This window comes from Mycolicibacterium duvalii (assembly GCF_010726645.1).
Classification (GTDB): domain Bacteria; phylum Actinomycetota; class Actinomycetes; order Mycobacteriales; family Mycobacteriaceae; genus Mycobacterium; species Mycobacterium duvalii.
Genome location: NZ_AP022563.1, coordinates 1753103 through 1773071, shown reverse-complemented (window position 1 = coordinate 1773071; position 19969 = coordinate 1753103). Strand labels below are relative to the sequence as shown.

The window sequence follows — 19969 nt, the reverse complement described above, 5'->3', positions numbered from 1 at the left end:
TGGCAGACATCGAATTGGACACTTGTTCGACGGAAGGCTCCTTCACATGCTCGAGGTCCGTCTACGGGACCAGGACCACCGAGCCCACGGTCTTGCGGCCCTGCAGGTCGCGGTGCGCCTGTTCCGCCTCGGCCAACGGGTAGCGGTGGCTGACGGTCACGTTCAACGTGCCGTCGGCCACGGCGCTGAGAAATTCCTCCGCCCGCCAGGAGAATTCGTCGGGCGTACGCGTGTAGTGCGCCAGGTTGGGCCGAGTCAGATACACCGAACCGGCGGCGTTGAGCCGCTGGGGATCCACCGGTGGAACCGGTCCGCTGGCGGCGCCGAACAGGGCCAGCGTGCCACGGACGGCCAGGCTGGCCAGGCTCGCCTCGAATGTCGACGCCCCAACCCCGTCGTAGACCGCGGCCACCCCCTTGCCCCCGGTCAGCTCGCGGATCCGGGACCCGAACTCCTCCGGGTCCTTCGGGTAGTCGAGCACCTCGACGGCACCGGCCTGCCGGGACATCTCGGCCTTGTCCGGAGTGGACACGGTGGTGATCACCTTCGCGGCCAGGCTGGTCGCCCACTGCGTCAGCAGCAGGCCGACGCCACCGGCACCGGCGTGCACGAGCACCGAGTCGCCCTGCTGCACCGGATAGGTCGACTTGATCAGGTAATGCGCGGTCATGCCTTTGAGCAGCGCTGAGGCCACCACCTCCGGCGCCACCCCGTCGGGCACGTAGGCCACGAAGTCGGCCGGCGCCAGGCAATACTCGGCGTAGGCACCGAAGGCCTTGTCGGTGACCACCCGGTCACCGACGGTCAGTGCCGCCACGTCCGGGCCGACGGCTTCGATGGTGCCGCACATCTCGGTGCCGACGACGAAGGGCACCTCGCGGGGATAGAGCCCCGACCGGAAGTACGTGTCGATGAAGTTGACGCCGATGGCCTCGGCCTTGATCAGCACCTGGCCCGGGCCCGGCTCCGGCTGCGGTTTCTCGACGTAGGTCAGCACTTCGGGTCCGCCGGTCTGGGCGACTTCGATCGCGTACATGGACACCATCCTTCTCCGGTCGTTCCCTGGCCGCTGCGGCGGCTAGCATTCGGCCGTGCGCCTGGCCCGCCCCGACCTGTACCACCCTCGCATCGTGCTGGCCGGATGTCCCGCGCTGCCCGACGGCGACGGCGACGACGACGGCCTGGTCCGCGCCTTACGCGGGCGGGGACTGCACGCCCGCTGGCTGTCGTGGGACGACCCGGCCACGCTGGACGCCGACCTGGTCATCTTGCGCGCCACCTGGGATTACGCCGACAGGCTCGACGAATTCCTGCGCTGGAGCACCCGGGTGAAGCGGTTGCTCAACCCAGCAGCGGTGGTCGCGTGGAACACCGACAAGCGTTATCTGGCCGACCTCGCCGCGGCCGGGATACCGACGGTGCCCAGCGCGTTCTATCCACCGGGCCGCAGTGTGCGGATCCCCGACGGTGAGGTCGTGGTCAAGCCCGCCGTAGGGGCGGGCTCGCGGGGAACGCTGCGTTTCGACGACGCGGCCGCGGCGCGGGCCCACGCCGAGGCGCTGCAGTCCGCCGGGCACACTGCGCTGGTCCAGCCCTACGACTCGCGGGTCGCCGACGGCGAGACGGCGTTGGTCTTCCTGCGCGGCGAGCAGTCGCACGCCTTCACCAAGGCGCCGATGCTGCCGGCGCCGGGGGAGGCCCCGGCACTCGACGAGTCGGGGACGTTCGCCACGGAGTCGCTGACGGTGGCCGATCCTGACCTCGGGCTGTGGGACCTCGGACATGCCGCGCTCGCGGCCGCGGCCACCCACCTGCAGCTCGACGTCAGCGACCTGCTGTACGCGCGCGTCGATGTGCTGGGTTCGCAGAACGCGCCGGTGCTCCTCGAGCTGGAACTGGTCGAGCCGTCGCTGGGCTGGCGGCTGCTCGACGACACCACCCGGACAGCCCAGCAGCGCCTGTTCGCGCTCGCGGTCGAGTCAGCGCTGGAGAGGTTCGGGCTCGGCCCGCTCTCGCATCGACGCCCATAGCGCCGCGGTCGCGGCGGTGCAGGCCGCGGCCCCGGCGACATGGATGGCGACCAGTGCCGCGGGCACCCCCGCGAAGAACTGCACCGCACCCAACGTGCCCTGGGCCGCGACGAGCACCACCAGCACGCGCAGCCGGGTGTGTACCGCTGCGGGCGCGCGGACCGCCACCAGCGCGAAGCCCAGACCCACCAGCAGCGCCAGGTAGGCCACCAGCAACGACGAGTGCATGTGCACCAGCGTGGTGATCTCGACCTGCAGCCGGGGGACCGGCCGTTCGATGCTCTTGTCGCCCGCGTGCGGACCCGCCCCCGTGACCATGGTGCCGGTGACCAGGACCGCGGACAGCGTCATTGCGGTCAGAACGGTCAACTGGCGCAACGGCTTCGGCACCTGCTTGGTGACCACGCCGGTGTCGGGCTGGCCGATCTTGACGAACAGCAGCACCGCGACCCACACCATGGCCATCGACGCCAGGAGATGGATCGCGACCGTCCACCACAGCAGCCCCGTCAGCACGGTGATCCCGCCGATCACCGCCTGCACCACCGTCGAGGCGGGCATCAGCCAGGCGTAGATCAGTACCTCGCGACGGCGCCGGGCGCGGGTGACGGCGATGACGGCGGCCGCGGCCGTGAGGACCACCAGGAACGTCAGCAGCCGGTTGCCGAACTCGACGGCCTGGTGGATGCCGGCGACCTCGGGGTGGGGAACCGGGGTGAAGCTGCCGGGGAAGCACTGCGGCCAGGTCGGGCAGCCCAGACCGGAGGCGGTGACGCGCACGATCGCCCCGGTGACGGAGATCCCGCCCTGGGTGAGGATCACCGCGGCGGCGATGATGCGCTGTACCCGCAGACTTGGCTCGGGCAGCACGTCGACGAGCCGCAGAAAGATTCGTCCGACGGACACGCTGTCGATCGTAGAGGTCGCTTAACTACGTGCCGTAGTAGGGGCTGGTGGCGGGCTGTCCGCTCAGGTGAAGCGAAACCACCGCAGTGCGCAGGCGGCGGCCACCGCACCCCACACCGCGAGCACCGCGATGGCGAACCAGTCCACCGAGAGCGCCATCGCCGCCGACAGCGCCTCGGTCAACGCGCCCGACGGCGTCAGCCGGGCGACCCACTGCGCTCCGGTGGGCACCTCGGCTCCGTCGAGAACCAGCGCGCCCAACCCGGCGAACACGAACCACGCGAGGTTGGCCAGCGCCAGGACGATCTCGGCGCGCAGAGTGCCGCCGAGGAGCAGGCCCATCGCCGCGAACACCGCGGTGCCCAGCGCGATCACCAGGCCGCCCAGCGCCAGCCCGGCCACCGACGGCCGCCAGCCCAGCGCGAATCCGATGGCGCCGAACAACACCGACTGCAGCGTCACGACCGCGATCACCGCCAGTGACTTGCCGGCGATGATGCCCCACACCGGCAGCGCGGTCGCACCGAGGCGCTTCAGCGCGCCATAACGGCGATCGAAGGCCACCGCGATGGCCTGGCCGGTGAACGCTGTGGAGATGACGGCCAGCGCCATGATGGCCGGGACGAAGGTGGCCGCCCGGTCGGTTCCGAAGGAGCCCAGCGGCAGCAGCGTCAGGCCGACCAGCAGGGTGATCGGGATGAACATCGTCAGCAGCAACTGTTCGCCGTTGCGCAACAGCAGGCGCAGCTCCAGGCCGAACTGCGCGCCGAGCATCTGCGGCACCGCGGCGGGCCGGGGATCGGGCGTGAAGGTGCCTGCGGCGAACCGGTTTCCGGCTGTCATTTCCTTAGCTCCCGCCCCGTCAGTTCGATGAAGACGTCTTCGAGGCTGCGTTGTTCGACGCGCATGTCGGTGGCCAGCACGTTCAACCTCGCACACCACGCGGTGACCGTGGCCAGCACCTGCGGATCGATGTGACCTTCCACGAGATATTCGCCCGGCGCGGCCTCGGTGGCGCGGTAACCCTCCGGCAACGCCGCCACCAGCAGCGCCAGGTCGAGCATGCGCGGGGCGCGGAAGCGCAGCTGGTTCTCTGCGCCGCTGCGCATCAGCTCGGCCGGGGTTCCGGTGGCCACCGACCTGCCGCGGTCGATGATCACGATCCGGTCGGCCAGCTCCTCGGCCTCGGTGAGCTGGTGGGTGGTTAGCACCACCGTGACGCCGTCGCGGCGCAGCGCGTCGATCAGCTCCCACACCACCAGCCGGGCGTGAGCGTCCATACCGGCCGTCGGTTCGTCGAGGAAGACCAGCTCCGGCCGCCCCACCACGGCGCACGCCAGCGCCAGCCGCTGCTGTTGTCCGCCGGAGAGCCGGCGGTAGGTGGTCCGTGCCGACTCGCTCAACCCCAAGGTGTCGAGCAGCCACTGCGGGTCCAACGGGTTGGCGGCATAGGACGCCACCAGGTCGAGCATCTCGCCGGCGCGGGCCGCCGGATACGCGCCACCGCCCTGCAGCATCACCCCGGTCCGGGCGCGGACCTTCGCGTTGTCGGCCACCGGGTCCAGGCCGAGGATCCGGATGGTGCCCTCGTCGGGACGGATGAACCCCTCGCACATCTCGACGGTGGTCGTCTTGCCGGCCCCGTTGGGGCCGAGCAATGCCAGTACTTCCGAGGTCTGCACGTCGAGGTCGAGCTCGGACACCGCCGTGGTGGAGCCGTACCGCTTGCTGACGTTGCGCAGCAGCACAGGTGGGGGATTCGAGCTCACGGTGATTCAGCGTAAGCGTCGGACACGGCGGCCGGTGGTGGCGGTCGGGACCCGCGCTGCTGGTCGACCGTCTGGTCGGCGTCGTCGGGGTCATCCGGGCCGTCGGGGTAGATGCCCTTCGCGGCCACCGGTACCGCCCGCCAGGGCAGCCACCGGTAGGTCAGTGCGATCAGCGCGAGCACGATCGCCGTGCTGGCCACCGTGGCCATCACGATCTGGAACAGCGCGAACCGGTCGCCGTTGGCGGTCGGGCCGAAAATGCCGACGATCAGCGTGACCACGATGACCGCCGAGCGGAAGCCGCGGCGGGTGGCCCACGCGGCCAGCGGGATGATCGCCCACAGCAGGTACCACGGTTGCACCACCGGGAAGAGCAGCACGGTGGCGCCCAACGCCACGCCCAGCCCGCCCACCGGGTGCAGGCGACCGCGCAGCACCGACAGCAACAGCCATGTGACGATGACCGCGATCAGGCTGACGCCGATGGCTCGGGTCAGCCCGAGTACCGCGGTGGTGTGGTCGCCGAGACCGAGCAGGATGCCGACCTGCCCGGTGCCCAGCGCCAGCAGCGTCGGCGGCGACATCCAGCTGCGCACCACGTTGGCCGTGCCGAGCGTGAAGAGCCAACCGAAGCCCAAGCCGCTGGCCCATCCGATGACCGCCATCACCGCCACCGCGACCGCAGTCAGCGCGCTGCCCGACAGCAGGAAAGCCTTCACGGTGCCGCCCCACCGGTGGGCCAGGGCCATCGCCACGAAGCCCAGCGCCAGCAGTGACGGCAGCTTGACCTGCGACGACAAGGTGATCAGCACGGTGCCGGCGAGCAGCAGTGCCACCGGATACCAGCGTGCGCGGGTGGCGTCGCCGATGGCGTCGATCCCGCGCAGCGCGAACTCGGTGCCGGCGAGCATCAAACCGAGCATGAGCGCCTCGTTGTGGATGCCGGCCACCAGGTGCATGAACAACAGCGGGTTGGTGGGCCCCAACCACAGCGCGCTGACCTCGGCCACGCCGCATCGGCGTGCCAGCCGCGGTGTGGCCCACACGATCATCCCGACCCCGAGCAGTACGACGAGGCGGTGGAACAGCACCGCTTCGACGACGTTCTCGCCGGTGATCGCCGAGATGCCGCGGCCGATCCACAAGAACAGCGGCCCGTACGGCGCCGGAGTGTCACGCCACAGGCTGGGCACCGACGCGGTGAAGATGTGGTCCAGCCCCAATCCGGGGGCAGGCCCGACGCGGTACGGGTCGGCACCCTGCAGCGAGATCTCGCTCTGGGCGAGATAGGAGTACACGTCCTTGCTGTACATGGGCGGTGCGATGAGCAGCGGCAGCGCCCACAGCAGCAGTGTCCGGTCGAGCTGGCTGCGCGTCATCTTGCGCTTGCCCAGCGTGAAGCGGCCGAGCATCAGCCACGCCAGCGCCATCATCACCGCGCCCGTGGTGGTCATGGTCAGCGACACGGTCTGGATCCGGGAGGGCAGGTTGAGCAGCCGCACCCCGAACGTCGGGTCCTGCATGACCGGGCGGGCTCCGGCGCCCAGCGCGCCGATCGCCATCAGCACCGTGCCGGTGGCGCCGAAGATCCGGGTGCGGTGCATCGCGACGACTTCGGCGTCGGTGAGGGGGCTGCCGACCGTCCGCTCGTCGCCGTGCCACCCGGCGATCGACGTACTGAGAGAATGTCGGCGGGCTGCCACGAAGGCAGCGTAGCGGGCGCGCTATTCCCGATCATGGGCGTCACCGTGTGTGACGATCACTACCCGACGCTAAGGGTGCCCTTGGTAGACCGGCCCCCGGAATTGCGTCACACTGGTGTAGTGAAATTCCGTCAGCAGACCTCGACGGCGCCCACTCGGGCGCCGTTGCCTGCTGATGTCGAGTCGCACGGCGATACCCGCAGCGCGATCGTCCGGCTGTTGCTGGAGTCCGGGCCCACCACCGCGCGCAGCATCGGCATCGAGCTGGGGCTGTCCGCGGCCGGCGTGCGCCGTCACCTCGATGCCTTGATCGACGCCGGTGACGCCAAGGCCACGGCCGCGGCGGCATGGCAGCAGGAGGGGCGGGGCCGGCCGGCCAAGCGGTACCAGCTCACCGCCGCCGGGCGGGCCAAGCTCGACCACGCCTACGACGATCTCGCCTCCGCGGCGATGCGCCAACTGCGCGAGATCGGCGGAGATGACGCCGTCCGGACCTTCGCGCGGCAGCGGATCGATGCCATCCTCGGTGATCTCGGCCCGATCGCCTGCGAGGACGTCGAGGGCGCAGCCGAGCGGATCGCCGAGGCGTTCACCGGAGCCGGGTATGCCACCACCACGGCCCGCGTACGCGGACCGGTGCCCGGGGTGCAGATCTGTCAGCACCACTGCCCGGTGTCGCACGTGGCCGAGGAGTTTCCGGAGTTGTGCGAGGCCGAACAGCAGGCGATGTCCGAGGTGCTGGGCACCCACGTGCAACGGCTGGCCACCATCGTCAACGGGGACTGCGCCTGCACCACCCATGTTCCGTTGAGCCCGACCAGACGGTAAAGACCCTTCGGCGCACAGCCCGCGTCGAAGCCACCACAGAGCAAAAGGAGTGTGTCGCAATGACACTCACACCGGAGGCACGGCCTGAAGCCTTGACTCAGGAGGAGACCATCGCCTCGCTGGGTAGGTACGGCTACGGCTGGGCCGACTCCGATGTTGCCGGTGCCAGCGCGCAGCGGGGGCTGTCCGAGGCCGTGGTGCGCGACATCTCGGCGAAGAAGAACGAACCCGAGTGGATGCTCGACATCCGCCTCAAGGCGCTGCGCACCTTCGACAAGAAGCCGATGCCGAACTGGGGATCGAACCTCGAGGGCATCGACTTCGACAACATCAAGTACTTCGTGCGGTCCACCGAGAAGCAGGCCACGACGTGGGACGACCTGCCCGAGGACATCCGCAACACCTACGACAAGCTCGGCATCCCGGAGGCCGAGAAGCAGCGGCTGGTCTCCGGTGTGGCCGCGCAGTACGAGTCCGAGGTGGTCTACCACCAGATCCGTGAGGACCTCGAGGCGCAGGGAGTCCTCTTCCTCGACACCGATTCGGCGCTGCGCGAGCACCCCGAGATCTTCAAGCAGTACTTCGGCACCGTGATCCCGGCCGGGGACAACAAGTTCTCGGCGCTGAACACCGCGGTGTGGTCCGGTGGGTCGTTCATCTACGTGCCGCCCGGCGTGCACGTCGACATCCCGCTGCAGGCCTACTTCCGGATCAACACCGAGAACATGGGCCAGTTCGAGCGGACGCTGATCATCGTCGACGAGAACGCCTACGTGCACTACGTCGAGGGCTGCACCGCGCCGATCTACAAGAGTGACTCGCTGCACAGCGCGGTCGTCGAGATCATCGTCAAGCCGGGCGGTCGGTGCCGGTACACGACGATCCAGAACTGGTCCAACAACGTCTACAACCTGGTCACCAAGCGGGCCCGCGCCGAGGCCGGCGCCACCATGGAGTGGGTCGACGGCAACATCGGCTCCAAGGTGACGATGAAGTACCCCGCAGTGTGGATGACCGGCGAGCACGCCAAGGGTGAGGTGCTCTCGGTCGCGTTCGCCGGGGAGGGTCAGCACCAGGACACCGGCGCCAAGATGTTGCACCTGGCGCCCAACACCAGCAGCAACATCGTGTCCAAATCGGTGGCGCGCGGCGGCGGGCGGGCCTCCTACCGGGGCCTGGTCCAGGTCAACAAGGGCGCGCACGGGTCGCGGTCCAGTGTGAAATGCGATGCCCTGCTGGTCGACACGGTGAGCCGCTCGGACACCTACCCGTACGTCGACATCCGGGAGGACGACGTCACGATGGGCCACGAGGCCACGGTGTCCAAGGTCAGCGAGGACCAGATGTTCTACCTGATGAGCCGCGGTCTGACCGAGGACGAGGCGATGGCCATGGTGGTGCGCGGCTTCGTCGAGCCGATCGCCAAGGAACTCCCGATGGAGTACGCCCTGGAGCTCAACCGGCTGATCGAGCTGCAGATGGAAGGTGCGGTCGGCTAGTGACGAATCTGACGGAGGCGGTCGAGGGTTCGTCCCTGACCGCCATCAACAAGGGCGAGCTGTTCTCGTCGTTCGACGTCAATGCGTTCGAGGTGCCCGGCGGCCGCGACGAGATCTGGCGGTTCACACCGCTGAAGCGGCTGCGCGGGCTGCACGACGGATCCGCGCAGGCCAGCGGATCTGCCGCGATCACGGTGTCCGAACGGCCCGGGGTGACGGTGGAGACCGCCGCGCGCGGCGACGAGCGCCTCGGCCAGGCCGGAGTGCCCTCGGATCGGGTTGCCGCTCAGGCGTTCTCGTCGTTCGACTCGGCCACCATCGTGACCGTCGCGCGGGACACCGAGGTCGCCGAACCCATCGAGATCGGTATCGCCGGGCCGGGCGAGGGCGCAGTGGCCTACGGGCACCTGCAGATCCGCGTCGAAGAACTGGCCCGGGCGATCGTCGTGGTCGACCTGCGCGGCAGCGGCACCTACGCCGACAACGTCGAGATCATCGTCGGGGACTCCGCGGGGCTGGGCATCATCTGGATCGCCGACTGGGCCGACGATATGGTCCACGTCAGCTCCCACCACGCCAAGCTGGGTAAGGACGCGGTACTCGGCCACGTCAACGTCACCCTCGGCGGCGACGTGGTGCGCACCACCGCCACCGTGCGCTACACCGCACCCGGTGGCGACGCCAAGATGCTGGGCACCTATTTCGCCGATGACGGCCAGCATTTCGAGTCACGGCTGCTGGTGGACCACTCGCAGCCCAACTGCAAGTCCGACGTGCTCTACAAGGGCGCGCTGCAGGGGGATCCCGACTCGAAGAAGCCCGACGCGCACACGGTGTGGATCGGTGATGTGCTGATCCGCGCCGAGGCCACCGGCACCGACACCTTCGAGGTGAACCGCAATCTGGTGCTCACCGACGGTGCCCGTGCCGACTCGGTGCCCAACCTCGAGATCGAGACCGGTGAGATCGTCGGTGCCGGGCACGCCAGCGCCACCGGACGTTTCGACGACGAGCAGCTGTTCTATCTCCGGGCCCGTGGCATTCCCGAGGATCAGGCGCGCCGGTTGGTGGTGCGCGGCTTCTTCAACGAGATCATCGCGAAGATCGCCGTGCCCGCCGTACGCGAACGCCTGACCGAAGCCATCGAAAAAGAACTAGCGATCACCGAATCGAGAACTGACTGACATGACCACACTGGAAATCAAGGACCTGCACGCCTCGGTATTCACCCCCGAAGGTGACGAGGTGCCCATCCTCAAGGGCGTCAACCTGACCGTGCGCTCCGGCGAGACGCACGCCGTGATGGGCCCCAACGGGTCGGGCAAGTCGACGCTGTCCTACGCGATCGCCGGCCATCCCAAGTACACCGTCACGTCCGGGTCGATCACCCTCGACGGTGCCGACGTGCTGGAGATGAGCATCGACGAGCGCGCCCGCGCCGGCCTTTTCCTGGCCATGCAGTACCCCGTCGAGGTGCCGGGGGTGTCGATGTCGAACTTCCTGCGCACCGCTGCCACCGCGGTGCGCGGTGAGGCGCCGAAGCTGCGGCACTGGGTCAAAGAGGTCAAGTCCGCGATGGGCGATCTCGACATCGACCCGTCCTTCGGCGAACGCTCCGTCAACGAGGGCTTCTCCGGCGGCGAGAAGAAGCGCCACGAGATCCTCCAGCTGGGCCTGCTCAAGCCGAAGATCGCGATCCTCGACGAAACCGACTCCGGTCTGGACGTCGACGCGCTGCGCGTCGTCAGCGAGGGTGTCAACCGCTACAAGGAATCCGAGAACGGCGGCGTGCTGCTGATCACGCACTACACCCGGATCCTGCGCTACATCCAGCCGCAGTTCGTGCACGTGTTCGTCGACGGCCGCATCATCGAGTCCGGCGGTCCGGAGCTGGCCGACGAGCTCGAGGAGAACGGTTACGTGCGCTTCACCCAAGCTGCTGCTGCCGGAGCCTGACATGACGGCCGCTCAGACGCTGGACATCGCGGGGCTCGCCAGGGTCAGGGCTGACTTCCCGATCCTGAACCGGGTGATGCGCGGCGGCAAGCAGCTGGCCTATCTGGACTCCGGGGCGACCTCGCAGAAGCCACTGGCGGTGCTCGACGCTGAACGGGACTTCCTGACGACCTCCAACGGCGCGGTGCACCGCGGAGCGCACCAGCTGATGGAAGAAGCCACCGACGCCTACGAGCAGGGCCGCGAGGACATCGCCGCGTTCGTCGGCGCAGATGCCGATGAGCTGGTGTTCACCAAGAACGCCACCGAGGCGATCAACCTGGTGGCGTATGTGTTGGGGGACCGGCGATTCGAGCACGCCGTCGGTCCCGGTGACGTCATCGTGACCACCGAACTCGAACACCACGCCAACCTGGTGCCGTGGCAGGAACTCGCGCGACGGACCGGTGCGACTCTGCGCTGGTTCGGTGTCACCGAAGATGGCCGTATCGACCCGGACTCGCTGCAGCTCGACGAGCGGGTCAAAGTCGTTGCTTTCAGCCATCATTCGAATGTCACGGGCGCGGTGGCGCCGGTTGCGGACCTCGTCGCCCGGGCCAAGAGCGTGGGCGCGCTGACCGTGCTGGACGCCTGCCAGTCGGTGCCGCATCAGCCCGTCGACTTCCACGGACTCGACGTCGACTACGCCGCGTTCTCCGGACACAAGATGCTCGGGCCCACCGGTATCGGGGTGCTTTACGCGCGCCGTGCCCTGCTCGCCGCGATGCCGCCGTTCCTGACGGGCGGATCGATGATCGAGACCGTGACGATGGAGGCCTCGACCTACGCGCCCGCGCCGCAGCGGTTCGAGGCCGGCACTCCGATGACCTCCCAGGTGGTCGGATTGGCCGCTGCCGCACGGTATCTGCGGGCCATTGGGATGGCCGAGGTCGAACAGCACGAGGCCGAGCTGGTGCAGGCGGCGCTGGACGGCCTGGCCACGGTTGCCGGCGTGCGGATCATCGGGCCGACGGCGATGACCGACCGGGGATCGCCGGTGTCGTTCGTCGTCGACGGGGTGCATGCCCACGACGTCGGACAGGTGCTCGACGACGAGGGTGTGGCCGTGCGGGTGGGACATCACTGCGCGTGGCCGCTGCACCGCCGCTTCGGGATCGCCGCGACGGCCCGGGCCTCCTTCGCCGTGTACAACACTGCCGATGAGGTCGACCGGCTGATCAGCGGAGTGCGGCGCGCCGTGGAGTTCTTCGGGGACTGACGTGCGACTCGAGCAGATCTACCAGGAAGTCATCCTGGACCATTACAAGCGCCCGCATCATCGCGGACTGCGTGAACCGTTCAACGCCGAAGCGCACCATGTGAACCCGACGTGCGGTGACGAGGTGACCCTGCGGGTGACGCTGTCCGACGACGGCGAGACCGTCACCGACGTCTCCTACGACGGGCAGGGGTGCTCGATCAGCCAGGCCTCGACCTCGGTGCTGACCGACCAGGTGATCGGGCAGACCGTCGGCGATGCGCTCAAGACGGTCGCGGCGTTCACGGAGATGGTGTCCAGCCGGGGCGCGATCGACGGCGACGAGGACGTGATCGGCGACGGGGTGGCGTTCGCCGGTGTGGCGAAATACCCGGCCCGGGTGAAATGCGCGCTGCTGGGCTGGTCCGCTTTCAAGGCTGCCCTCGCGCAGGCCCACGAGACACACGATGCGAAGGAGAGCGTCAATGAGTGACACAGCGTTACCCGAGGACCAACTGCTCGCCGAGATCGACGAAGCGATGCACGACGTCGTCGACCCCGAACTCGGAATCAATGTCGTCGATCTCGGTCTGGTGTACGGGCTCGGCGTGGAGAGCGGCGACACCGGAAAGGTCGCGCTGATCGACATGACGCTGACCTCGGCGGCGTGCCCGCTGACCGACGTGATCGAAGACCAGTCGCGCACCGCGCTGGTCGGCGCCGGTCTGGTCAGCGATATCAAGATCAACTGGGTGTGGAACCCGCCGTGGGGCCCGGACAAGATCACCGAAGACGGCCGCGAACAACTGCGGGCGCTGGGGTTCACCGTCTGAACTGGCGCACAGACCCCCTGACAACCATTGTTAGGCTCAGCTGACAAATCTTGTCTGGCAAATCGGGGGGCTCGGATGCAGTTGACTGGACCTGCGCTTTCGGCTGAGGATCTCCAGCGGGCCGGTGGCACCATCAGCCACCTTCAGCAGGCTATTTCGGCGAAGATCGTCGGCCAGAGCGTGCTGCAGGAATCCTTGCTGATCGGACTGATTGCCTCAGGCCACATCCTTTTGGAAAGCGTTCCCGGCCTGGCCAAGACGACGGCCGCCAAAACGCTCGCCGACAGTCTCGCGGCACGATTTCAGCGGATCCAGTGCACCCCCGACCTGTTGCCCAGCGACATCACGGGCGGACAGATCTGGGACCAGAAGACCGGCGAGTTCAAGGTGTCCTTCGGTCCCGTGCACGCCAACATCGTGCTGCTCGACGAAATCAACCGATCCTCGGCGAAGACCCAGAGCGCGATGCTCGAGGCGATGGAGGAACGTCAGACCACCATCGGCGGCAACGTATATCCGCTACCCGAGCCGTTCCTGGTCCTGGCCACCCAGAACCCCATCGACCAGGAGGGCACCTACCAGCTTTCCGAAGCGCAGATGGACCGCTTCATGATCAAGGACATCCTGACCTACCCGTCGCTCGACGAGGAGGAGGAGGTCGTCTCACGCATCGCATCCGGCGTTTTCGAGGAAAAGGCCGCCACCAACGGCCAACTCGACCTGGAACACGTGCGCTGGTTGCAGTCGAAGTTCAAGCAGGTGTTCATCGACCGTTCGATCGTCAAGTACACGACCTATCTCACCGGTGCCACCCGAACTCCCCAGTCGGTTCTGGATCCGCGGCTGGCCGACATGGTGCAGTACGGCGCCAGTCCGCGCGCCACCATCGCTCTGTGCCGGGCCGCGTGCGCGCGGGCGCTGATCAACGGTCGCCCCTACGTGGTCCCCGACGACGTCAAAGCGGTCGCTACCCGGGTGCTGCGGCACCGGTTGGTGCTCAAGTTCCAGGCGTCGGCCGAAGGGGTGACCCCGGAGTATCTCATCGAGGGCATCCTCCACCGAGTCGCTTCACCGTAGGCGCGAAAAGCCGTGGGCGAGATTCTCAATCGGGTGCGTGCGCAGCTCGGTTTCGACCCGGGCGGCGTGGGCATGCGCCTGCGCTCGCACCGGATGCTCGAAGGCGGCCACACCTCCCTGCAGTTCGGACGCAGTGACGACTTCGTCGACTTGCGCGAGTACGTCGTCGGCGACGATCACCGCGACATCGACTGGCGCGCGTCCGCGCGCAGTCCCCACCTGGTGGTGCGGCGCTACGTCGCCGAGAAAGCCCAGGAGTTCCTCCTGATCGCCGACACCGGTGCCAACCTGCTGGCCGCCGCACCCAGCGGCGAAACCAAGAGGGACCTCGCGATCCTGACGCTGGGCGCGGTGGGTCTGATCGCGTGTGCGCAGTCCGACAAGGTGAGTCTTGTCTATGGAGACGACCGCGGTTCTTCGGTGCAGCCGGGCAAGACCGGTGAGGACCACCTCGAACAACTGCTCAGCTTGGTCAACGCCGCCGACACCGCCGTCGGCCACGGCTCGAACATCGTGCGCCAGCTCGAGTTCGTCGCCCACAACCTCGACAAGCGGTACGCCATCTACATCGTCTGTGACCAGCCCAGTGTCACCGCGGAATTGGCTGCGGTGACTTCGGCGGTGCGCAGCCGAAACACCGTGCACTGGTTCGTCGTCGACGACGCCGACGTGCTCGGCGGTCCCGACGCCGCCGAGGAAGTTCTCGACGTCGCCACGGGCGCGGCGCTGCTCACCCCGGCGGTGTTCGGATCCCGGGTGATGCAGGCCTACCGGCGCGCCGAGGCGGCGCGGGCGGCGCAGTGGGAGGCATTCACCGCCCAGATGGGTACCTCTTTCTCGCGGATCTCGTCGAGCGGCGACATCCGCGCGGCCCTGGCGGAGCTGACCCAGGGACGTCGCGATGGATGACTTCGTCGACATCCTGTATGCGCCGATGGCCTACCCGGTGTGGTGGCTGGTGGGGGCCGTGCTGGTCGCGGTGGCAGCGGTGGCCTGGGTGGCCGGCATCTACCTGTGGACTGCTCCGGTCGACCGGCTGCGTCGAATTCCCATCGTGCGCGAAGTGACCTATCGCGTGCTGCGCCTGAAATTCATGCGCTCGCTGGGCCGGGTGGCAGAACGGCACCGCGCCGGGGGACTCGACTCCCGCACCGCGTTCCATGAGATCAGTCGCATCTTTCGTCAGTTCGTCGCATTCCGGACCGGCTATCACGTCCGCGAGATGACCGCGGCCGACATCGCCCGCAGTCCACTGGCCGCGTCGGTACTGCCCGTTCTGGAGAGGACCTATCCGGGTCAGTTCGACACCGCCGACCCGGCCGGGGTCGACGCCGCGGTGGCCGTAGCACGGACGGCGGTGGCCCGATGGACCTGAGATGGCCTTTCGTGCTGCTTCTGGCCGTTGGTGCGGCGGGGGCCGCTGCATGGTTGGCGACGCGCCGTCGCGACTACGGCTGGCAGGGACAACTGCCGTACCTGGCGCGGTCATTCCGGATCACGGAGCTACCCGAGTACCAGCGCGCGCTCCGCGCGCACCAACGACTCTTGGTCGCAGCGTTGGCGGTGGTGCTCATCGCCGTGACCGCGCTGGTGGTCGCCGCCGCGCGACCCGCGCGCACCTATCACCCGAGCCCACCCGGTTCGGACACCCCCTACGTCGACATCATGGTGTGTTTCGGTCCGTTGTTCGTCGTGCAGTTCGCCAACAAGAACGGACTCGTTCCGCTGCTGAGCGCACTGCGCACGCACGTCGAAGGGTTCGGCAACCAGCGCATCGGCATGACCAGCCAGTACTACCGGACCATCCCGGTGACCGCCGACCGTGAGTGGGTCACCGACCGGCTCGACCGGATCATCGACACAGTCAGCGCCGCCAACGAGGCCCGGGCCGCGGGCGACCTGAGCGCAGCGTTCGGGTCGCAGGAGGATGGCCTGTTCGAGCGGCGCACCGGCCCCCTGGCCAACCCACGCGACACGCTGGCCATGTGTGCCATGGGGCTACCCGCGGTGGGCGCCGAGAACGGGCGGTCACGCATGATCGTCTACGTCGGCGACATCAACGGCGGGATGGTCGACCCCTCGGCGCAACCGCTGTATTCCGAGGAATACCTGAAGAAGACGATCACCAACGCCGGAATCCAGGTCAACGCGATCGCACCCGATCTGGCCACCGGACCCATGGGGTTCACCGAGAAGCTGGTCCGGGACAGCGGCGGCAAAGTGGTGGCCTACACCGAGGTCGACTCGCTGTTCGGTGAGCCGCCCCAGCGCATGCAAGACAACCTGAGCGACGAATTGGACACCGCCGTCGACACGGTGCTGGCCGACCCGCCGCCCTCAGCCCTCGACGTCGCGCGTGAGCACGCGCGGGCTCCGTTCCAGTGGGATGTGCCGAACCTGTTGCTGCAACTCGCGCTGATCGCCGCGGTGGCGCTGGCTGCCCTGCGATGGGGGTTGCGGCTGTGAAACTCAGTGTCGCTCCGGTGTTCCCGGTCTGGTTGATCATCGTGCTGGCCGCCGTCGCGGTCGCGTTGCGGATCGCGGCCTTCCTGGCGGTCCGGCGGCGGCACGCGCGCCGTCCGCCGGGACGAACGTTGCTGCGGCTGGGCACCGGGATCCTGGCCGTCCTGTGTCTGGCCGCCGCGGCCCTGCGCATCGGCGACGAGTCCCGCGTGCCGCGGCCGCCGCGCCTGACCGCCGCCGCCGAGGAAACCAACATCAACGTGTTTCTTCTGATCGACCGCTCGGTGGGGATGACCACGCCCGACTTCGGCGGTGACCAGGAACGCATGGCCGGGGTCCGGCAGGATTTGCAGACCGTGCTGACGACTTATCCCGACGCGCGCTATGCCGTGATGTCCTACGCCGACACCGCACGCTCGGAATGGCCACTGTCACCGGACACCTGGAGCCTGCGCCCGTTCCTGGCCAACTACTCCACCTATGGTTACACCCCGGTGCGGGCGCCCAAGGCGACGATGGTCTCCGCGCCTGACGATCTGCTGCGCGAGCAGCTCACCCGGGCCTCGGATGCCTACCCGGGGTCGGCCAACCTGGTCTTCATCTTCGGTTCCGGCAGCGACCCGGGGGACTGGGCCTACGACATCCCCCAAGGGCAGGTGTCCGGCGGAGCCGTCTTCGGCTACGGCACCAAAGCCGGTGCGCGGGTGTTCTGGATGCCCGAGGGCGGCGACGCCGAGTTCGTCACCATCGGGTTGAACGAACCCGCGCTGAGGACCGCCGCGGACAGTCTGGGCATCAGCTATCAGACCCGGCGAAGCGGGCCGCTGGAACCCGCCCTGTTACCCACTGCGGTGCCCCAGGCGGCGCCCGTCGCGCCGGTCGTGCCCGACGTGCCTCACCCGAACCGCACCGAGTTCTACTGGATCTTCGCCGCCGTGGCCGCCCTGCTGTTCGGCGTCGAGCTCTACGGGCTGGGCAGCCATTGGCTGCGGCGCCGCCGGGGGGAGCGACGATGACCGCGACCCCGAAGACGTCCGTCCGTCCGCGACGGTTGGATGTTCGGCGCCGGCTGCTGATCTGGTCGATCCCCATCCTGGTGCTGATGTGCGTACTGGCAGTCAAACTCGCCAGCGTCTGGGTGCTCGGCAATCGCCTGCCCGGCCAGTTCGCCGAACGCGACAAGACCGCGATGACCTCGACGCTGCGCTGGCTGAACGCCGGCTGGTTCGGCGGCGGGTTTCGGGCGCAACTGGCTGACGGCGACCGGCTCATGCTGCAGGGTGACCTGGCCGAGGCACACACGAAGTTCCGGGCCGCCCACCTCGACTCACCCGGCGCGTGCCCGCCGCGCGTGAATTTCGCGCTGATTTCGGAAGTCCTGAGCAACGAGCAGCTCAGGGCGGGCAGCTTCTTCCAGGCCCGCGAGATGCTCGAGCCCGCGGCACAGGCCGCCGCCGCGCAGCCACACTGTTTCGGTCAATCGCCGTCGTCGGTGCCGGAGATCCGGTTGTTCGTCGAGCAGACTCCCGAACGGCTGACCAACAAGCTGACTGCGTTGAAGAACGGCTGGTTGACCGAAACCGCAGAGGGCTACGACTACCTGCGCACCCCCGGCGGCGGCATCGATTTCAGCGGATCGTCGGTGAGTACGGCCTGCCCGTTCGCCGACGACGACTTGCGCCTCAAAGAGTGCATCAAGAATCGCGATGCCGAGCGCGAGCAGAAGGTCCGCGACGCACAAGCCAAGGAAGACGCCGAGGATGCGCCGCCACCGGCCGCCGAGCCGCCGCCACCGCCGCCGCCGGGCGAGCCGCCGCCACCGCCAGCGCCGGCGCCGCGGGCACCAGACCCCGCGGAGCCCCAATTTCCCGGAACCGACAACAACGACGACCCGACGGCGCCGGGATTCTGCACGCCCGACGGCACACCGTTGCAGGATCTCGGAGCGCTGTTGTGCACGACGGCAGGTCCGATGCAATGACGACGCACCATCCACTGGGACCGTGGAGTTACTCCACGCCGCCGAGGCCGCGTCGCCCGCCCCGCCGCTGGACGGTGGCCCTCGCCCTCCTCGGGATCCTGCTGTTGCTCGGCGGTCTGGTCACCGTGGTGGTGTGGCCCGAGACCGACCCACCCGCCGTGAGTGCCGAGCCCCGCTTCCAGACCTCATCGCTGCGGGACAAACCCCCGACGGTGATTCTCAACGCGATCGATGTCCGCTCGCTGTATCCGCTGGGCTACATCGACTACGACTCCTCCCAGGCGGTCCGGGAAGAACTCGACATCGATTTCGACGCCGACTACCAGACCACCTCCGAACCTGATGGCTGCGAACGTGATCCGTTGACCGAAGCTCGGTACTTCAGCGACTTCACGAACCCGGAACGCTACCGCCGCTATCCGCTGACCCTGTTGATGTTCCCGGTCGACGATCCCGGCGGCAACGAAGAGGATTCCCGCGCCTTCGGTGTGTCGATCTTCCCGAGCCCCACCGAAGGAACCAGTCTCGACGAGGTACGTGCCTGGTACCGCCGCTGTGCGGGCGCGGTGGTCACGACCACAGTGGTCAAGAACGGTCAGGTGCTTCGGCAGAGCAGCCACACCAATGACGCCGTGGTGGTCGACGCGCCGAAATACGATGCCGACGACACGTTCTCGTTGGCCACCGAGGATGAGGACACCTGCGACTTCGTCGGCCTGGTCCGGGGCATCATCATCGACATGTACTGCCCGCCGGCGCAGAAGGACGCCGGCGCAGAGCTTTTCCGCACCCTCATCGCGCGGATCAGGCAGGCCTGAGCGGCGCCGCCTGGGCGCAGTGGTACGGCGTGTAGACCACGATCTGCAGGTCGGGCCGGTCCGACGGCCGCAGCTGATGGTGTTCGTACCGCAGCCGGCCCGCGGTGGGGTGATGAAAGACCCGTTCGCGGGACTCGAATCCGGCCACCGGGTGGGTGTCCCACCCACGCCGGAATTCGGCACTGACCGCGCGCAGCCGTTCGAGGAGCTCCCGGATCGGTGCCTCGCTGAGGCGTCCGGCGACCTGAGCGCGGAATTCGCCGAGAAAACGCGCGCTCGTGACCTCCCAGTCGTCGAGCAGTGTCCTCACCGACGGGTCGGTGAAAACCAACCAGAGCAGGTTGCGTTCGGCCACATCGACCTTCGCGACATTCGGGTACAGCTCGGCGTAGGCGGAGTTCCAGCCGACGATCGACCAGTCACCGGCGAGCACATAGGCCGGGCGCTCGCCGAGCGCGTCGATGAGACGCTGGATGTGGTCGGGCGCCGGCTCGGTGCGCGTCGGATCCATCGGTGGCGCGTAGCCCGCCAGGCCCAGTAGATACTGGTGTTCGGTCGCGGACAGTCGCAGTGTCTGCGCGATCGCGTCGAGCACCTGCCGCGACGGGGTGATCGGACGGCCCTGCTCGAGCCACGTGTACCAGGTGATGCTGACCCCGCACAGCGCCGAGACCTCTTCGCGGCGCAGTCCGGTCCGGCGTCCCCGTGGCAGGTCGGGCAGCCCGTGCACATCCCGCGCGATGCGTTGTCGGCGCGCTCGCAGGAACGCGCCGAGTTCCGCCCGCCGGTCGGACTGCGCAGTCATGTGGTCATGGTATTTCGCGGGTCTGGGACAAACCTGGTGCTCTGACTACCAGTGGTCGCGCCGT

21 protein-coding genes are annotated in these 19969 nt (G+C 68.3%); 15 read left to right on the top strand and 6 right to left on the bottom strand.

Annotated elements, in window-relative coordinates:
• Positions 1-61: 61 nt before the first annotated feature.
• On the bottom strand, positions 62-1036 hold the full coding sequence (locus G6N31_RS08110; protein ID WP_179964278.1) for a quinone oxidoreductase family protein: 975 nt from the start codon (positions 1034-1036) through the stop codon (positions 62-64).
• 55 nt (positions 1037-1091) lie between these two features.
• Between G6N31_RS08110 and G6N31_RS08105 the strand changes: the two genes are divergently transcribed.
• Positions 1092-2030 carry an ATP-grasp domain-containing protein gene (locus G6N31_RS08105; RefSeq protein WP_098001210.1) on the top strand — a complete coding sequence of 313 codons (939 nt, stop codon included), beginning with the start codon at positions 1092-1094 and terminating at the stop codon, positions 2028-2030.
• Here the strand turns inward: G6N31_RS08105 and G6N31_RS08100 are convergent.
• The 4 genes from G6N31_RS08100 to mptB form a co-directional block, all read right to left on the bottom strand.
• The gene (locus G6N31_RS08100) at positions 1980-2936 is read right to left on the bottom strand and encodes a COX15/CtaA family protein (RefSeq protein ID WP_098001212.1); all 957 of its coding nucleotides are present in this window, start codon (positions 2934-2936) and stop codon (positions 1980-1982) included. The genes G6N31_RS08105 and G6N31_RS08100 overlap by 51 nt on opposite strands.
• Before the next feature lie 63 nt (positions 2937-2999).
• Positions 3000-3779: an ABC transporter permease gene (locus G6N31_RS08095; RefSeq protein ID WP_098001214.1), complete on the bottom strand. Its 780-nt coding sequence runs from the start codon at positions 3777-3779 to the stop codon at positions 3000-3002.
• Complete coding sequence (locus tag G6N31_RS08090; RefSeq protein WP_098001216.1) at positions 3776-4705, bottom strand: ABC transporter ATP-binding protein; 930 nt, start codon at positions 4703-4705, stop codon at positions 3776-3778. Before G6N31_RS08090 ends, G6N31_RS08095 begins: the two co-directional genes overlap by 4 nt.
• Positions 4702-6408 (bottom strand): polyprenol phosphomannose-dependent alpha 1,6 mannosyltransferase MptB, encoded by a 1707-nt coding sequence (gene mptB, locus G6N31_RS08085; RefSeq protein WP_098001218.1) that lies wholly within the window; start codon positions 6406-6408, stop codon positions 4702-4704. The genes G6N31_RS08090 and mptB overlap by 4 nt, the downstream gene beginning before the upstream one ends.
• Positions 6409-6441: 33 nt before the next feature.
• On the opposite strand from mptB, the gene G6N31_RS08080 reads away from it, so the two are divergent.
• The 14 genes from G6N31_RS08080 (at position 6442) to G6N31_RS08015 (ending at position 19100) form a co-directional block, all read left to right on the top strand.
• Positions 6442-7236 (top strand): helix-turn-helix transcriptional regulator, encoded by a 795-nt coding sequence (locus tag G6N31_RS08080; protein WP_098001220.1) that lies wholly within the window; start codon positions 6442-6444, stop codon positions 7234-7236.
• Between the two features lie 59 nt (positions 7237-7295).
• Positions 7296-8735, top strand: a complete 1440-nt coding sequence (gene sufB, locus G6N31_RS08075; RefSeq protein WP_098001222.1) for a Fe-S cluster assembly protein SufB — start codon at positions 7296-7298, stop codon at positions 8733-8735.
• Positions 8735-9919 carry a Fe-S cluster assembly protein SufD gene (gene sufD, locus G6N31_RS08070; protein WP_098001224.1) on the top strand — a complete coding sequence of 395 codons (1185 nt, stop codon included), beginning with the start codon at positions 8735-8737 and terminating at the stop codon, positions 9917-9919. The genes sufB and sufD overlap by 1 nt, the downstream gene beginning before the upstream one ends.
• Position 9920: 1 nt before the next feature.
• Positions 9921-10691 carry a Fe-S cluster assembly ATPase SufC gene (sufC, locus tag G6N31_RS08065; RefSeq protein WP_098001226.1) on the top strand — a complete coding sequence of 257 codons (771 nt, stop codon included), beginning with the start codon at positions 9921-9923 and terminating at the stop codon, positions 10689-10691.
• 1 nt (position 10692) lies between these two features.
• Positions 10693-11949, top strand: coding sequence for a cysteine desulfurase (locus G6N31_RS08060; RefSeq protein ID WP_098001228.1), 1257 nt, complete (start codon positions 10693-10695; stop codon positions 11947-11949).
• 1 nt (position 11950) lies between these two features.
• Positions 11951-12421 carry a Fe-S cluster assembly sulfur transfer protein SufU gene (gene sufU / locus G6N31_RS08055; protein ID WP_098001230.1) on the top strand — a complete coding sequence of 157 codons (471 nt, stop codon included), beginning with the start codon at positions 11951-11953 and terminating at the stop codon, positions 12419-12421.
• Positions 12414-12761 (top strand): metal-sulfur cluster assembly factor, encoded by a 348-nt coding sequence (locus G6N31_RS08050; protein ID WP_098001232.1) that lies wholly within the window; start codon positions 12414-12416, stop codon positions 12759-12761. The genes sufU and G6N31_RS08050 overlap by 8 nt, the downstream gene beginning before the upstream one ends.
• A gap of 75 nt (positions 12762-12836) precedes the next feature.
• Positions 12837-13838: an AAA family ATPase gene (locus tag G6N31_RS08045; protein WP_098001234.1), complete on the top strand. Its 1002-nt coding sequence runs from the start codon at positions 12837-12839 to the stop codon at positions 13836-13838.
• Positions 13839-13871: 33 nt separating this feature from the next.
• Positions 13872-14747, top strand: coding sequence for a DUF58 domain-containing protein (locus tag G6N31_RS08040; RefSeq protein ID WP_244962257.1), 876 nt, complete (start codon positions 13872-13874; stop codon positions 14745-14747).
• Complete coding sequence (locus tag G6N31_RS08035; RefSeq protein ID WP_098001238.1) at positions 14740-15213, top strand: hypothetical protein; 474 nt, start codon at positions 14740-14742, stop codon at positions 15211-15213. The genes G6N31_RS08040 and G6N31_RS08035 overlap by 8 nt, the downstream gene beginning before the upstream one ends.
• On the top strand, positions 15204-16304 hold the full coding sequence (locus G6N31_RS08030) for a hypothetical protein (RefSeq protein WP_098001240.1): 1101 nt from the start codon (positions 15204-15206) through the stop codon (positions 16302-16304). Before G6N31_RS08035 ends, G6N31_RS08030 begins: the two co-directional genes overlap by 10 nt.
• Positions 16301-17317 (top strand): hypothetical protein, encoded by a 1017-nt coding sequence (locus G6N31_RS08025; protein WP_098001242.1) that lies wholly within the window; start codon positions 16301-16303, stop codon positions 17315-17317. Before G6N31_RS08030 ends, G6N31_RS08025 begins: the two co-directional genes overlap by 4 nt.
• Positions 17314-18282 (top strand): hypothetical protein, encoded by a 969-nt coding sequence (locus tag G6N31_RS08020; protein ID WP_098001244.1) that lies wholly within the window; start codon positions 17314-17316, stop codon positions 18280-18282. Before G6N31_RS08025 ends, G6N31_RS08020 begins: the two co-directional genes overlap by 4 nt.
• The gene (locus tag G6N31_RS08015) at positions 18279-19100 is read left to right on the top strand and encodes a hypothetical protein (protein WP_133117649.1); all 822 of its coding nucleotides are present in this window, start codon (positions 18279-18281) and stop codon (positions 19098-19100) included. Before G6N31_RS08020 ends, G6N31_RS08015 begins: the two co-directional genes overlap by 4 nt.
• Here G6N31_RS08015 and G6N31_RS08010 read toward each other — a convergent pair.
• Positions 19087-19905, bottom strand: a complete 819-nt coding sequence (locus tag G6N31_RS08010; protein WP_098001251.1) for a helix-turn-helix transcriptional regulator — start codon at positions 19903-19905, stop codon at positions 19087-19089. The two genes, G6N31_RS08015 and G6N31_RS08010, sit on opposite strands and share 14 nt — an antisense overlap.
• Positions 19906-19969 lie beyond the last annotated feature (64 nt).

Coding starts and splice junctions, on each gene's coding strand:
- sufB (WP_098001222.1), top strand. CDS start 7,296: ATGACACTCACACCGGAGGCACGGCCTGAAGCCTTGACTCAGGAGGAG.
- G6N31_RS08010 (WP_098001251.1), bottom strand. CDS start 19,905: ATGACTGCGCAGTCCGACCGGCGGGCGGAACTCGGCGCGTTCCTGCGA.
- sufC (WP_098001226.1), top strand. CDS start 9,921: ATGACCACACTGGAAATCAAGGACCTGCACGCCTCGGTATTCACCCCC.
- G6N31_RS08110 (WP_179964278.1), bottom strand. CDS start 1,036: ATGTACGCGATCGAAGTCGCCCAGACCGGCGGACCCGAAGTGCTGACC.
- G6N31_RS08060 (WP_098001228.1), top strand. CDS start 10,693: ATGACGGCCGCTCAGACGCTGGACATCGCGGGGCTCGCCAGGGTCAGG.
- G6N31_RS08020 (WP_098001244.1), top strand. CDS start 17,314: ATGACCGCGACCCCGAAGACGTCCGTCCGTCCGCGACGGTTGGATGTT.
- G6N31_RS08095 (WP_098001214.1), bottom strand. CDS start 3,779: ATGACAGCCGGAAACCGGTTCGCCGCAGGCACCTTCACGCCCGATCCC.
- G6N31_RS08015 (WP_133117649.1), top strand. CDS start 18,279: ATGACGACGCACCATCCACTGGGACCGTGGAGTTACTCCACGCCGCCG.
- G6N31_RS08030 (WP_098001240.1), top strand. CDS start 15,204: ATGGACCTGAGATGGCCTTTCGTGCTGCTTCTGGCCGTTGGTGCGGCG.
- G6N31_RS08080 (WP_098001220.1), top strand. CDS start 6,442: ATGGGCGTCACCGTGTGTGACGATCACTACCCGACGCTAAGGGTGCCC.
- G6N31_RS08050 (WP_098001232.1), top strand. CDS start 12,414: ATGAGTGACACAGCGTTACCCGAGGACCAACTGCTCGCCGAGATCGAC.
- G6N31_RS08035 (WP_098001238.1), top strand. CDS start 14,740: ATGGATGACTTCGTCGACATCCTGTATGCGCCGATGGCCTACCCGGTG.
- G6N31_RS08045 (WP_098001234.1), top strand. CDS start 12,837: ATGCAGTTGACTGGACCTGCGCTTTCGGCTGAGGATCTCCAGCGGGCC.